Source organism: Actinosynnema pretiosum, from assembly GCF_002354875.1.
Lineage (GTDB): Bacteria > Actinomycetota > Actinomycetes > Mycobacteriales > Pseudonocardiaceae > Actinosynnema > Actinosynnema auranticum.
In genome coordinates, this window is sequence record NZ_CP023445.1 from 3847427 (window position 1) to 3861071 (window position 13645).

The 13645-nt window shown below is 73.6% G+C and carries 10 protein-coding genes; 2 read left to right on the forward strand and 8 right to left on the reverse strand.

Annotated elements, in window-relative coordinates; all coding sequences use genetic code 11:
- Positions 1-3: 3 nt before the first annotated feature.
- Positions 4-717 (reverse strand): SDR family NAD(P)-dependent oxidoreductase, encoded by a 714-nt coding sequence (locus CNX65_RS16445; RefSeq protein WP_096494056.1) that lies wholly within the window; start codon positions 715-717, stop codon positions 4-6.
- Positions 714-1754: an aldo/keto reductase gene (locus CNX65_RS16450; protein WP_096494058.1), complete on the reverse strand. Its 1041-nt coding sequence runs from the start codon at positions 1752-1754 to the stop codon at positions 714-716. Before CNX65_RS16450 ends, CNX65_RS16445 begins: the two co-directional genes overlap by 4 nt.
- A gap of 120 nt (positions 1755-1874) precedes the next feature.
- On the opposite strand from CNX65_RS16450, the gene CNX65_RS16455 reads away from it, so the two are divergent.
- On the forward strand, positions 1875-2708 hold the full coding sequence (locus tag CNX65_RS16455) for a helix-turn-helix transcriptional regulator (protein ID WP_096494060.1): 834 nt from the start codon (positions 1875-1877) through the stop codon (positions 2706-2708).
- Positions 2709-2748: 40 nt separating this feature from the next.
- Here CNX65_RS16455 and CNX65_RS16460 read toward each other — a convergent pair whose 3' ends face one another.
- The 6 genes from CNX65_RS16460 to CNX65_RS16485 form a co-directional block, all read right to left on the reverse strand.
- The gene (locus CNX65_RS16460; RefSeq protein ID WP_096494062.1) at positions 2749-5313 is read right to left on the reverse strand and encodes a sensor histidine kinase; all 2565 of its coding nucleotides are present in this window, start codon (positions 5311-5313) and stop codon (positions 2749-2751) included.
- 72 nt (positions 5314-5385) lie between these two features.
- On the reverse strand, positions 5386-5928 hold the full coding sequence (locus CNX65_RS16465) for a potassium-transporting ATPase subunit C (RefSeq protein ID WP_096497820.1): 543 nt from the start codon (positions 5926-5928) through the stop codon (positions 5386-5388).
- 5 nt (positions 5929-5933) lie between these two features.
- Complete coding sequence (gene kdpB, locus CNX65_RS16470) at positions 5934-7970, reverse strand: potassium-transporting ATPase subunit KdpB (protein ID WP_177154600.1); 2037 nt, start codon at positions 7968-7970, stop codon at positions 5934-5936.
- Complete coding sequence (gene kdpA / locus CNX65_RS16475) at positions 7967-9589, reverse strand: potassium-transporting ATPase subunit KdpA (RefSeq protein ID WP_096494064.1); 1623 nt, start codon at positions 9587-9589, stop codon at positions 7967-7969. Before kdpA ends, kdpB begins: the two co-directional genes overlap by 4 nt.
- Positions 9589-9690, reverse strand: coding sequence for a K(+)-transporting ATPase subunit F (gene kdpF / locus CNX65_RS16480; RefSeq protein ID WP_015802029.1), 102 nt, complete (start codon positions 9688-9690; stop codon positions 9589-9591). Before kdpF ends, kdpA begins: the two co-directional genes overlap by 1 nt.
- Positions 9691-10064: 374 nt before the next feature.
- A complete protein-coding gene (locus tag CNX65_RS16485; RefSeq protein ID WP_096494066.1) occupies positions 10065-12050 on the reverse strand; it encodes an APC family permease in 1986 nt (661 codons plus the stop codon).
- Between the two features lie 269 nt (positions 12051-12319).
- Here CNX65_RS16485 and lysA point away from each other — a divergent pair, with 269 nt between their 5' ends.
- Positions 12320-13633: a diaminopimelate decarboxylase gene (gene lysA / locus CNX65_RS16490; protein WP_096497822.1), complete on the forward strand. Its 1314-nt coding sequence runs from the start codon at positions 12320-12322 to the stop codon at positions 13631-13633.
- Positions 13634-13645 lie beyond the last annotated feature (12 nt).

Below are 13645 nucleotides of genomic sequence, written 5' to 3' on the forward strand. Positions count from 1 at the left end.
GCGCTACCCGAGCGCCGGGATCCGGCCGTACGGGCGGTCGCGCTCGGTGTGCGAGCGCCACAGCGCTTCCGCGACCTCGGCCGGGTCCAGCTCCGGGAAGTCCACGTCCGGGGTGATCGCCCCGGACCGCAGCGCGGCGTGCACGGCGCTCCCGGTGATCATGCCGCCGATCTGGAGCGTCGCCACGTGCACGCCGTGCCGCGCCACCTCCGCGAACAGGCTCTGCGCGTAGTTGCGGGTCGCGGCCATCGCCGGACCGATGCCGCTCAGGCGCGGGGCCGGGTGGGTCGCCGAGACGCTCTGGGCGATCAGGACGCTGCCGCCGCCGCGCTCGCGCAGCTCCCCCAGCACGGCCCGCACCACCGCCACCGGGGTCAGGTAGTACAGGTCCACCAGCCTGCCCGCCACCTGCGGCGTCAGCTCGGCGGCGGGGGTGAAGCCGGACAGGTCGAGCGGCGCGCACACCACCACGTCGATCCGGCCGAACCGGGCCCGGACGCGCTCGACCAGGTCCGGGACCTCGGCGGGGTGGGACAGGTCGGCGGTGAACGGCTCGGCCTCCACGCCCTCCCCGGCGAGCTCGCCCGCCAGCGCGGCCAGGCGGTCGTGGTCGCGCGCCACCAGGGCCACCCGGTGGCCCTCGCGGCCGAAGCGCCTGGCCAGCGCGGGGCCGAGGCCGGTGCCCACGCCCAGCAGGACGGCGGTCGGGGCGCTCACCGCGCCAGCTTCAGGTCGCCGCGCACGACGGCGCGGATGTGGTCGCTCGCCAGCAGGTCGTGCGGGTAGCCCAGCTCGATCCGGCTCACCTCGTCCAGGCGGGCCAGGTGGTCCGCCGTCAGCTCCACCTCCAGCGCGCCCAGGTTGTCCGCCAGCTGCGCCGGGGTCCGCGCGCCCAGCACCGGGGCGACCACGGCGGGGTTGGCCAACGTCCAGGCCAGCGCCACCTGCGCCGCGGTGCGCCCGAGTTCCCCCGCCACCCGCGTCACCTCCTCGGCGATCGCCAGGTTCCGCCCGGTCACCAGCCCCAGCGCGGTGTTGAACCCCTCCCGCGCGCTGTCCGCCGCACCCCCGGCGCGCCCGTACTTGCCGGTCAGCAGCCCGCCCGCCAGCGGGGAGTACGGGGTCACGCCGAGGCCCGCCGCCCGCGCCATCGGGATCAGGTCGCGCTCGGCCGCCCGGTTGGCCAGGTTGTACTCGACCTGCAGCGCCACCAGCGGCGACCAGCCGCGCAGGTCGGCGATCGCCTGCATCCGGGACACCTCCCACGCGGGCGCGTTGGACATCGCCACGTGCAGCACCTTCCCGCGCCGCACCAGGTCGTCCATGGCGCGCAGGATCTCCTCCACCGGGGTGGTGAAGTCCCACACGTGCAGGTGCAGCAGGTCGAGGTGGTCGGTCCCCAGCCGGGTCAGGCTGCTCTCCACCGACGAGACCATGCTCTTGCGGTGGCTGCCCGCCGAGTTCGGGTCGCCCGGCCTGCGCAGCGTCGTGTACTTCGTCGACAGCACGAGGGTTTCCCTGCTGCCGCGGGTGAACTCGCCCAGCCAGCGCTCGGACGTGCCGTCGGTGTAGGTGTTCGCGGTGTCGATGAAGTTGCCGCCGCGCTCGACGTAGGCGTCGAACAGCTGCCGCGCCTCGGCCTTGTCCGCGCCCCAGCCGTGCTCGGTGCCGAACGTGGCCGTGCCCAGCGCGAGCGGGGAGACCCGCAGGCCGGAGCGGCCCAGCAGGCGGTAGGTGTCCAGGGTCAGTGGCATGTGACGTCTCCGGTTGTCGTGTTCCTCGTGCCGGGGACGAGTCTGTTCGCGGCGGTCCGGCGCGGTAAGGGAGAGCGCTTCCTGGGAACAGCCTTCCCACCCTCCGCCGTTGAGCCGGTCATGACGACCCCCGCTGTGGACCGGAACCGCGAGCTGGCCGCCTTCCTGCGCAGCCGCCGGGAGCGCCTGGACCCCGGCGACCTCGGGCTGCCCGCGCGCGAGCGGGCCCGGCGCACCCCGGGGCTGCGCCGGGAGGAGGTCGCCGAGCTGGCCGGGGTGAGCGTGGACTACGTGGTGCGGCTGGAGCAGGCGCGCGGGCTGCGGCCCTCGGTGGAGGTGGTGGAGGCGCTGGCCCGCGCGCTGCGGCTCGCCCCCGACGAGCGCACCTACCTGTTCGACCTGGCGCGGCGGCGGCCACCGGGGCGCGGCGGGCTGACCACCGAGGCGGTCGCGCCGCTGGCCCGGCTGGTGGCCGACCTGTCGCCGCTGCCCGCGATGCTGCTCAACCACCGGTTCGACATCCTGGCCTGGAACCCGGAGCTGGCCGCGCTGCTGGTGGACGTCGACACCCTGCCGCCCGCCCGGCGCAACTCCATGTGGCTGTGCCTGATGCACCCGGACGTGCGCGAGTTCTACCTGGACCGCGAGCGGGTCGTGCGGGAGGGCGTGGCGCACATGCGGGCGGCGTGGGCCGCGCACCCGGACGACGTGGCGCTGACCGCGCTCATCGGCGAGTTCACCGAGGGCAACCCGGAGTTCGCCAGGGTGTGGGCCGAGCGGGACGTCATGGCGACCGGCCGGGGCAGCAAGGCGTTGCGGCACCCCGAGGTGGGGGTGCTGTCGGTGCAGTACGAGACGCTGAAACCCTTGCAGGACCCCGATCAGCTGCTGGTGATCATGCGTGCCGCCGACCCCGGCAGCCAGGCGGCGTTCGACCGGTTGCGGGCGCGGTGATCCCGCCCCCGCACCGGGTTCGGGGTCGTGCGGCTGTTCTTCAGGCGTCCGCTGCCCACGCGTCCGCCACCGGCAGCGAGATCACCATGGTCAGCCCGCCGCCCGGCGTGTCCTCGGCGCTGATCGCGCCGCCCATCGCGTCCACGAAGCCCTTGGCCACGCTGAGCCCCAGCCCCACGCCCGGCGTGCTGTCCCGGTCGCCGAGCCGCTGGAACGGGGTGAACACCGCCCGCGCGGACTTCTCCGGCACGCCGCTGCCGTGGTCCACCACGCGCAGCTCCACCCGGTCGTCGTGCGCGCTGGCCCGCACCACCACCTCCGGCTCGTGCTCGGTGATCACCCCGTCGCCGTCCACGTCCACCACCCGCCGGGGCGCCATCCGGCCGTGCCGCAGCGCGTTGTCCACCACGTTGGCCACCACCCGCTCCAGCAGCCCGCCGTCCGCCAGCACCGGCGGCAGGTCCTCGGGCACCTCCACCGACACCGCAGCCCGCTCGTCCAGCCCGGACAGCGCCCGCGCGACCACCTCGTCGTAGGTCACCGGCCGCAGCAGCGGCGCGACCGCCCCGGTGGCCAGGCGGGAGGAGTCGAGCAGGTTGTCGATCAGCCCGGCCAGCCGGTCCGCCGACACCTCCACCGCCTCCAGCAGCTCGCCGGTGTCCTCCTCGGACAGCGCGAGCGCCGGGTCGCGCAGGCTGCCGATCGCGGCCTTGATGGACGTGAGCGGGGTGCGCAGGTCGTGGCCGACGGCCGACAGGATCGCGGTGCGCAGCTCGGTGGTCGCCGCCCGCCGCTGCGCGTCCGCCGTCTCGACCGCCATCCGCTGCTGCCGCAGCGCCAGCAGCGCCTGACCGGCCGCGGTCTCCAGGGCCCGCTGGTCGGCGGCGGGCAGCGGGCGCCCGCGCAGCGACAGGTGCACGTCCGCCGTGACCGGAACGTCGGCGTCGGCCTCCTCCGGCTCGTCGCACGGCCTCGGGCCCACGCACGCCACCCGCCGCCACCGCCCGTCCACCCGCTCCAGCATGGCCACCGACTCCATGCCGAAGTTCTCCCGCACCTTCTCCAGCAGCCGCACCAGCGGGTGCGGGCTGGTCAGCACGGTGCGCGCGTAGGAGGCGAGCAGCGCGGCCTCGGTGCTGGCGCGCGCGGCCTGCGCGGCCAGCCTGGCGGCCCGGTCGACCACCAGCGCCACCAGCACCGCCACGATCACCATCACCACCAGCGTCAGCATGTTCTCCGGCGTGGCGATGGTGAGGCTGTAGAACGGCGGGGTGAAGAAGTAGTTCAGCAGCACCGCCCCCACCAGCGCGGCCACCACCGCCGGGCCCAGCCCGCCGACCAGCGCGACCACCACCGTGGCCAGGAAGAACCCGACCAGGTCGGTGGAGAAGTCCAGCTGCTCCTGCAGCGCCGTGCCGGTCCCGGTCACCAGCACCGGCAGCAGCAGCGCCAGCGACCAGCCCAGGACCTGGCGGGACGCGGTCAGCGGGTTGCGGTCGACCTTCCAGCGCGGGGCGCGACGCGACTCGTCGTGGGTGACCATGTGCACGTCGATGCTGCCCGACTGCCCGATCACGGCCGCGCCGATGCCCTCGTCGAACACCCGCGCCAGGCGGGTGCGGCGGGAGGTGCCCAGCACCAGCTGGGTGGCGTTGACCCCGCGCGCGAACTCCAGCAGCGCGGCGGGCACGTCGTCGCCGACGACCATGTGGAACGTGGCCCCGACGTCCTCGGTGAGCTTGCGCAGCGCGGCGATCGACCCCGGCGCGGAACCGGCCAGGCCGTCGCCGCGCATGGTGTGCACCACCAGCAGCTCGGCCCCGGCGCGCGCGGCGATGCGGCGGGCCCTGCGGATCAGGGTCTCGCTCTCCGCGCCGCCGGTCACCGCGACCACGACCCGCTCGCGGGCCTCCCAGGTGTCGGTGATGCGCTGCTCGGTGCGGTACCGCTGGAGCGCCACGTCCACCTGGTCGGCCACCCACAGCAGCGCCAGCTCGCGCAGCGCGGTCAGGTTCCCCACCCGGAAGTAGTTGCCCAGCGCGGCGTCGATCTTGTGCGCGGCGTAGACGTTGCCGTGCGCCAAGCGGCGGCGCAGCGCCTCCGGGGTCAGGTCGACCAGCTCCACCTGCTCGGCGCGGCGCACCACCGCGTCGGGGATGGTCTCGCGCTGCTCGACGCGGGTGATGCGGCGCACCACGTCGTTGAGCGACTCCAGGTGCTGGACGTTGAGCGTGGACAGCACGTCGATCCCGGCGTCCAGCAGCTCCTCCACGTCCTGCCAGCGCTTGGCGTTGCGCGAGCCGGGGGCGTTGGTGTGCGCCAGCTCGTCCACCACGGCGATCTCGGGGGCGCGGGCCAGCACCGCGTCCACGTCCATCTCGGTGATCGTGGTCCCCCGGTGCCGGACCTCCTTGCGGGGCAGCACCTCCAGACCGTCGACCATGGTGGCGGTGCGCTCGCGGCCGTGCGTCTCGACCAGGGCGACGACGACGTCCGCGCCGCGCTCCCGGCGCCGGTGCGCCTCGCCCAGCACCGCGAAGGTCTTGCCGACACCCGGCGCCGCGCCCAGGTAGATGCGCAGTTCGCCGCGCTTGCGCTTGTCCACGGTCCCGCCCGCTCCCGAGATCAGAAAATGGGGAAGACCGGGGGCCGCCGCGCGGGCGGCCCCCGGTCGGTGTCACCGCGCCGCGTCGACGGCCCGGTTGAGGGCGGTGACGTTGACGCCCGGCTCGCCGACGAACCCGAGCGAGCGGCCCACCGACGCCTCGGCGACCAGCGCCCGCACGGCGTCCTCCGGCAGCCCGCGCTCCCGCGCCACCCGCGGCACCTGGATCGCCGCGTACTCGGCGCTGATCAGCGGGTCCAGCCCGGAGGCCGAGGCGGTCACCGCGTCCTGCGGCACGGCGTCCTCCGCCACGCCCTCGCGCCGCGCCACCTCGGCGCGCCGCTCGGCGACCACCGCGTCGTAGTCGGCGTTGCGCTCGCCCTTGTTGGACCCGCCCGACGCGGGCAGCGTCGCCATCGACGGGCGCGGCTGGAACCAGCCGTCGCCCTCGCGCGGCACCACGACCAGCTCGGTGCCGGTGGCTTCGGCATTGGCGTGCAGGCCCGGCACGCGCGAGACCAGCCAGACGGCGGCGGGGTAGAGCACGCCGGTGATGACGGTCAGCACCAGCAGGACGCGCAGACCGGCCAGGGCCTGCTTCACGAACGCGTTCACGGCGGTCACCCGATTCCGGGGATGAGGCGGACGAGCAGGTCGATGAGCCAGATGCCGACGAACGGCGTGATGACGCCGCCGACGCCGTACACCAGCAGGTTGCGCCGCAGCAGCGAGCTCGCGCTGGAGGGCTTGTAGCGCACGCCGCGCAGCGCCAGCGGGATCAGCACCACGATGATCAGCGCGTTGAAGACGACCGCCGACAGGATCGCCGACTGCGGCGTGGCCAGGCCCATGACGTTGAGCTTGTCCAGCTGCGGGTAGATGGCGGCGAACATGGCGGGCAGGATCGCGAAGTACTTCGCCAGGTCGTTGGCGACCGAGAACGTCGTCAGCGCGCCCCGCGTGATCAGCAGCTGCTTGCCGATCTCCACGATCTCGATGAGCTTGGTCGGGTCGGAGTCCAGGTCCACCATGTTCCCGGCCTCCTTGGCGGCCGAGGTGCCGGTGTTCATGGCCACGCCCACGTCGGACTGGGCCAGCGCCGGGGCGTCGTTGGTGCCGTCGCCGGTCATCGCGACCAGCTTGCCGCCCTCCTGCTCCTGCCGGATCAGGGCCATCTTGTCCTCGGGCTTGGCCTCGGCGAGGTAGTCGTCCACCCCGGCCTCGGCCGCGATCGCCCTGGCCGTCAGCGGGTTGTCGCCGGTGACCATGACCGTGCGGATGCCCATGGCGCGCAGCTCGGCGAACCGCTCCTTCATACCGGGCTTGACCACGTCGGACAGCCGGATCACGCCGAGCACCCGCTCGCCGTCGGCGACCACCAGCGGGGTGCCGCCGTCGCCGCTGATCTCGTCCACGGTGGACTTGACCGAGTCGGTGAGGGTGAACGCGGTCGCGGCGCCCTTGCGGACGCTGCGGCCGTCCAGGTCGATGCCGCTCATCCGGGTCTGGGCGGTGAACGGCACGAACTCGCCCGCCTTCTCCGCGTCGGTCGGCTCGGGGGAGCGGCCGTGCTCGCCCGCGCACAGCTCGACCACGCTGCGGCCCTCGGGGGTGCCGTCGGCCAGCGAGGACAGGCGCGCGGCGTCGACCAGCTCGTCCAGGGTGACGCCGGGCGCGGGGATCAGCTCGGTGGCGCGGCGGTTGCCCCAGGTGATCGTGCCGGTCTTGTCCAGCAGCAGCGTGTCCACGTCACCGGCCGCCTCGACGGCGCGGCCCGAGGTGGCCAGCACGTTGCGCTGCACCAGGCGGTCCATGCCCGCGATGCCGATCGCGGACAGCAGCGCGCCGATCGTGGTGGGGATCAGGCACACCAGCAGCGCGGTCAGCACGATCACCGACTGCTCGCCGCCGGAGTAGACCGCGAACGGCTGGAGCGCGAGCACCGCCAGCAGGAAGATGATCGTGAGCGTGGACAGCAGGATCGTCAGCGCGATCTCGTTCGGCGTCTTCTGCCGCTGCGCGCCCTCGACCAGCGCGATCATCCGGTCCACGAACGTCTCGCCCGGCTTGCTGGTGATCCTCACGACGATCCGGTCCGAGAGCACGGTGGTGCCGCCGGTGACCGCGCACCGGTCGCCGCCGGACTCGCGCACCACGGGCGCGGACTCGCCGGTGATCGCCGACTCGTCGACGGTGGCGATGCCCTCGACCACGTCGCCGTCGCCGGGGATCACCTCACCGGCCTCGACCACGACCAGGTCGCCGACCTTCAGCTCGGTGCCGGGCACGGTGCGGCCGTCGGTGAGGCGGGCCAGCGCGTCGGTCTTGGTCCTGCGCAGCGACTCGGCCTGGGCCTTGCCCCTGCCCTCGGCGACGGCCTCGGCGAGGTTGGCGAACAGGGCGGTGAACCACAGCCACAGGGCGACCGCGATCGTGAACGGGTTCGGGTCGGTGATCGCGAAGACCGTGACCAGGACCGAGCCCGCCCACACCACGAACATCACGGGGTTGCGCAGCTGGTGGCGGGGGTGGAGCTTGCGCAGCGCGTCCGGCAGGGACGTGAGGAGCTGGCGCGGGCTGAACACGCCCGAGGGGACGGGTTTCGGCGCGGGCCCGCTCTCCTGCGGAGCGAGCTGCGGGGTGTCGGTGGTGGTCACAGCAGTGCCTCCGCGATGGGGCCGAGGGCGAGGGCGGGGACGAAGGTGAGGGCGGCGACGAGCACGATCGCGCCGACCAGCAGCGAGGCGAACAGCGGGCTGTCCGTGGGCAGCGTGCCCGCGGTCTGCGGGGCGCGCCTCTGCCGGGCGAGCGAACCGGCCAGGCACAGCACCGCGATGATCGGGACGAACCGGCCGAGCAGCATGCACACGCCGAGCGAGGACTGGAACCAGTCGCTGGTGACGGTGATGCCCGCGAACGCGCTGCCGTTGTTGTTCGAGGCCGACGCGTAGGCGTAGAGGATCTCGGACAGGCCGTGCTCGCCGGGGTTGTTCAGGTAGCCGGCCGTCGACGGCAGCACCGCCGAGATCCCGGCGCCGACCAGCACCAGCGCGGGCATCGCCAGGATGGACAGCGCGGCGCAGGTCACCTCGCGGCGGCCCAGCTTCTTGCCCAGGTACTCCGGGGTGCGCCCGACCATCAGGCCCGCCAGGAACATCGCGATGATCGCCATCACCAGGATGCTGTACAGGCCGGTGCCGACGCCGCCCGGCGTCATCTCGCCGAACAGCATGTTCAGCAGCGTCGCGCCGCCGCCCAGGCCCGTGAGGCTGTCGTGCATGGCGTTGACCGCGCCGGTGGAGGTGGCGGTGGTGGTGTTGGCGAACAGGGCGCTGCCGGGGATGCCGAACCGCAGCTCCTTGCCCTCCAGGGGGCGCAGGCCGTTGGCCTCGGCCGCCCAGATCACCGCGAGCATCGCGGTCCACAGCACGCCCATGACGCCGAGCAGGACGTAGCCCTGCTTGCGGTTGCCGACCAGGGCGCCGAAGGTGCGGGTGAGCGAGACCGGGATCAGCAGGATCAGGAAGACCTCGACCAGGTTCGACCAGCCGTTGGGGTTCTCGAACGGGTGGGCGGAGTTGGCGTTGAAGATGCCGCCGCCGTTGGTGCCCAGCTCCTTGATGGCCTCCTGCGAGGCGGCCGGGGCGATGGCGACCTGCTGGCCGTCCACGTCCACGCCCGCCTTCAGGCTCATCACGACGCCGGTCGCGACCAGCACGATCGCGAACACGAACGACACGGGCAGCAGGATCCGCAGGGTGCCCCTGGTGAGGTCGACCCAGAAGTTGCCGAGCCGGTCGGAGCCCTCGCGGGTGAAGCCGCGCACCAGCGCCACGGCGACGGCCATGCCGACCGCGCCGGAGACGAAGTTCTGCACGGTCAGCCCGGTCATCTGCACGGTGTGGCCGAGGACGGTCTCCGGGACGTAGGACTGCCAGTTCGTGTTGGCCACGAACGAGGCGGCGGTGTTGAACGCCATGCCCGGCGCGACCGCGCCCCGGTCGTGGTCGAACGGCAGCCAGGGCTGCACGCGCTGCAGCAGGTACAGCAGAACCACGCTGACGAGGGAGAAGCCGAGCACGCCCTGCGCGTAGGCGCCCCACCGCTGCTGCGACTCGGGGTCGATCCGGGCGGCGCGGTAGAGCAGGCGCTCGACCCCGGTGTGCCTGGCGTCGGTGTAGACGCGGGCCATGTAGTCGCCGAACGGCCGGTAGGCGGCGGCCAGCGCGGCGATGAGCAGGGCGACCTGGAGCAGGCCCGCCGTGGTGGAGGACATCAGAACTTCTCCGGCCTGATCAGCGCGACGAACAGGTACCCGATGAGCAGCAGGGCCAGCACGCCACCGACGGCGTTGGCCACGACTCCCGTGCCGCCCATCAGAGCCGCTCCAGTCCGCGCACCGCGAGGACGAGCAGCCCGAACACAGCGATGAGCAGCGACGCGTAGGCCAGGTCGGCCATGAGCGTGCTCCCTTCCCGACTTCGAGCGGCCCCCGTTCGTGGGGGCCGCGACGCCAGAAGGGTGCATCGGGGAAAACGGCGTGAGCGGGGTGCTGACGGGTCTTTGACGGGGTGACCAGGGGGATTTACGCGTCGTTGACGGGCGGGGTGATCTGGGTATCAGCGCAGCTCACGAATGGGGGAGCGGGCCGGGGGGATCGCTGTCGCGGACGGTGACCGGGCGGCTCGGCGGTGGCGGGCGGTGCGCGCCGCTCGCCGATCCCGCCCCGGCGCCCGGCGCGCGCCCCTCCGTCACGCCCCCACGTGGATGCCCGGCCTGCGCTCCGGGTCGGACTCGTGCGCCCGGATGATCTCCCGCACCACCGGGGCCGTGTCGCCGCGCCCCACCAGCAGGTAGCGGAACAGGTGCCCCAGCGGGCTGCCCTCGCTCCACGCGAAGTGGCAGTGCGGGCGCACCCCGGTGCAGTCGCGCAGCGCCAGCAGTATCGCGGCGATCGCGTTCGGCGCCGCCGGGCTGTCCGCGCGCAGCACCCGGTGGCCGCCCACCTCCACGCCGCGCACCTCCAGCACGTCGCTGAAGTCCGACGGGTCCACCACGTCGATCTCCAGGAACAGCACGTCCGCCTGCCCCGGCACCGGGTTGACCCCGCGCTGCTCGGCCTCCTTGTCCGCGTACTCGGCCACGTCACCGGCCTGCCTGCGGTTCGCGATCACGGTCAGCGCGCCGTCGTGGGCGATCGAGTCGGTGATGAACCGGCGCGCGGTCTCGTCGAACTCGATGTGCTCCACCCGCAGCTCGGTGGTGCGCGAGACCCGCGAGACCAGCGAGACGGCGATGATGCCGACGATGAACACGAACGAGATGGTGATGCCGTCCGGCTTCTCGATCACGTTCTCCACCAGCGCGTACACCAGGATCAGGGTCAGCACCGCGAACGCCGTCGCCGCGCCGCGCCGCCGGGCGCGCGCCACCGACAGGGTCACCGCCACCGACGCCGACACCATCATGGCCAGGATGCCGGTCGCGTACGCGCCAGCCTGGGCGTCCACGTCGGCCTGGAAGATCACCGTGATGCCGACGCAGATCACCGTGTAGACCAGCACGACCGGGCGGACGGCGCGCGTCCAGTCCGGGGCCATGCCGTACGCGGGCAGGTAGCGCGGCACGATGTTGATCAGCCCGGCCATCGCGGACGCGCCCGCGAACCACAGGATCAGCACGCTGCTGATGTCGTAGGCCGTGCCGACCCACTCGCCGAGCAGCTCGTGCGCCAGGTAGGCCAGCGCCCGCCCGTTGGCCTCGCCGCCGGGGCGGAACTGCTCGACCGGCACCAGCAGGGTGGTCACGAAGCTGGTGGCCACCAGGTACACCGACATGATCAGCGCGGCGGCGGTGAGCAGCTTGCGGGTGTTGCGGACGCGGTTCGCCAGGCGCTCGGCGTCGTCGGCGCCCTTCGCCTCGACCAGCGGCATCATGCTCACCCCGGTCTCGAACCCGGACAGGCCGAGCACGAGCAGCGGGAACGCCAGCACGGCGGGGCCGACCACGCCCAGCACCCCGCCGCCGCCGGTGGAGGTCAGCGCCGCGAACCAGCCGTCCAGCACGGCCGGGTCCGCGATCACCTCCAGCACGCCCGCCACCACGACCACCGCGTTGAGCAGCAGGAACACCGCCACCAGCGGGATCGCCACGCTGACCGCCTCGGTGAAGCCGAGCAGGAACACCCCGCCCAGCACGAGCAGCAGCACGACGGTGACCAGCACCTCGTGCCCGTGCAGGAACGCGGGCGCGTGCGGGTTCTCCAGCGCGTGCACCGACGCGTCGGCCGCCGACAGGGTGATGGTGATGATCCACGAGGTGGCCACGAAACCCAGCAGTACCAGCACGAACAGCTTGCCGCGCCAGAACGGCAGCAGGTCCTCCAGCATCGCCACCGAGCCCTGCCCGTGCGGCGACTCGTGCGCGACGCGGCGGTACATCGGCAGCATCCCGAACAGGGTCAGCGCGACGATCAGCAGCGTCGCCAGCGGCGAGACCGCCCCGGCGGCCAGCGCCGCGATGCCCGGCAGGTAGGACAGGGTCGAGAAGTAGTCGACGCCGGTCAGGCACATGACCTTCCACCAGGCCTGGGGCGTGCTGTGCTGGTCGGTGCCCGCGGGTCCCGCCGGCTGCACCCGGTGCTCCAGCAGCCAGCGCCCCACCCGGTTCGCGGGCGAGGTCGGGCGTACCGGGCTCTCCACCCTGGGTGGAACGGCGAAAACCGGTGTTTCGGACATTCGGGGTCTCTCCTCGATGACGTCGTCGGGCATGAGAAGTCAACGTCCCCGCGCGGTCCGGGGGAGTGAATATCGCGGCGTCCCGGCGTAAAAAAAGCATCAAAATCGCCGTGCGGTCGGCGTTCGGGGGAATGCGCGGGCGGGTTCGGGGGCGGTTCGCGGGCTGGTCGGCTGGTCGGGTCAGGGCGGCGTCAATCCCGCCCGGCGCGCCGTCAGGGACGCGTTCGCGCCGCTGTCGCCCGGCCCGGTCCGGGCGTGTGCTGGCGGGCATGACACTCGCGGAGTTGCTGCCCAGCGTCGGCATGACCGGCGAACCGGCCCTGGAGACGGGGCTGTGGCCCCTCGGGACCCGGCTGGAGCGGGGGGAGCTGCTGCTCGGCGGGGTGCCCGCGACCGAGCTCGCCGCCCGGTTCGGCACGCCCTGCCAGGTGCTCGACGAGGGCACGGTCCGGGCGCGGGCGCGCGCGTTCCGGGAGGCGCTGCCGGAGGCGGAGGTGGTGTTCGCGGGCAAGGCGCTGCCGTGCCGCGAGGTGTACCGGTGGGTGGCGGACGAGGGGCTGTCGCTGGACGTGTGCTCGGCCGGGGAGCTGGCGATCGCGCGGTCGGTCGGGTTCCCGGCGGAGCGCGTCCTGCTGCACGGCAACGTCAAGACCCCTGAGGACCTCAAGGCCGCGCTCGGGTACGGGGTCGGGCGGGTGGTGGTGGACTCGTTCGACGAGATCGAGCAGCTCGGGGCGCTGGCCGAGGGGCCGCAGGACGTGCTGGTCCGGGTCACCCCCGGCGTCGACCCGCGCACCCACCGGGCGGTGGCGACCGGGGTGGAGGACCAGAAGTTCGGCTTCTCGCTCGCGGGCGGGGACGCGCTGGAGGCGGTGCTGCGGGTGGTCGAGCAGCCGTCGCTGCGCCTGGTCGGGCTGCACTGCCACGTCGGGTCGCAGGTGCGGCACGTCGCGGTGTACGAGGAGGCTGCGCGGCGGGTGGTCGGGCTGATCGCCTCGTGCGGGGTGCGGATCGAGCAGCTGGACCTCGGCGGCGGGTTCGCGGTGCCGTACCTGCCGGGGGAGGGGGAGTTCGACCTGGGCGGGTTCGCGCACCGGGTGCGGGTGGCGCTGAGCCACGAGTGCGCGCTGCGGCGCGTGCCGGTGCCGAGGTTGTCGATCGAGCCGGGGCGGGCGGTCGTGGCGCGGGCGGGCGTGACGCTGTACCGGGTGGCGGCGGTCAAGCGCGGGGTGAGGCGGGTGTTCGTGGCCGTGGACGGCGGCATGAGCGACAACCCCAGGCCCGCGCTGTACGGGAGCCGGTACGCGGTGCGCCTGGTCGGCCGCGGCGGGCGGCGCGCGCCGGTGACGGTGGTGGGCAGGCACTGCGAGGCGGGCGACGTGCTCGCCGAGGACGTGCCGCTGCCCGAGGACGTGCGCGCCGGGGACCTGCTGGCGGTGCCGGTGACCGGTGCTTACCACCACGCGCTGGCGTCGAACTACAACGCCGTGGGCAGGCCGCCGGTGGTGGGGGTGCGCGACGGCGTCGCGCGGGTGCTGGTGCGGCGGGAGACGGAGGAGGACCTGCTGCGGCGGGAGGTGTGAGGGGTCGGTCCT

Excerpts from the sequence above, each read along its gene's own strand:
- CNX65_RS16450 (WP_096494058.1), bottom strand. The coding sequence starts at position 1,754 with ATGCCACTGACCCTGGACACCTACCGCCTGCTGGGCCGCTCCGGCCTG.
- CNX65_RS16455 (WP_096494060.1), top strand. The coding sequence starts at position 1,875 with ATGACGACCCCCGCTGTGGACCGGAACCGCGAGCTGGCCGCCTTCCTG.
- kdpA (WP_096494064.1), bottom strand. The coding sequence starts at position 9,589 with ATGTCCTCCACCACGGCGGGCCTGCTCCAGGTCGCCCTGCTCATCGCC.
- kdpF (WP_015802029.1), bottom strand. The coding sequence starts at position 9,690 with ATGGGCGGCACGGGAGTCGTGGCCAACGCCGTCGGTGGCGTGCTGGCC.
- CNX65_RS16485 (WP_096494066.1), bottom strand. The coding sequence starts at position 12,050 with ATGTCCGAAACACCGGTTTTCGCCGTTCCACCCAGGGTGGAGAGCCCG.
- lysA (WP_096497822.1), top strand. The coding sequence starts at position 12,320 with ATGACACTCGCGGAGTTGCTGCCCAGCGTCGGCATGACCGGCGAACCG.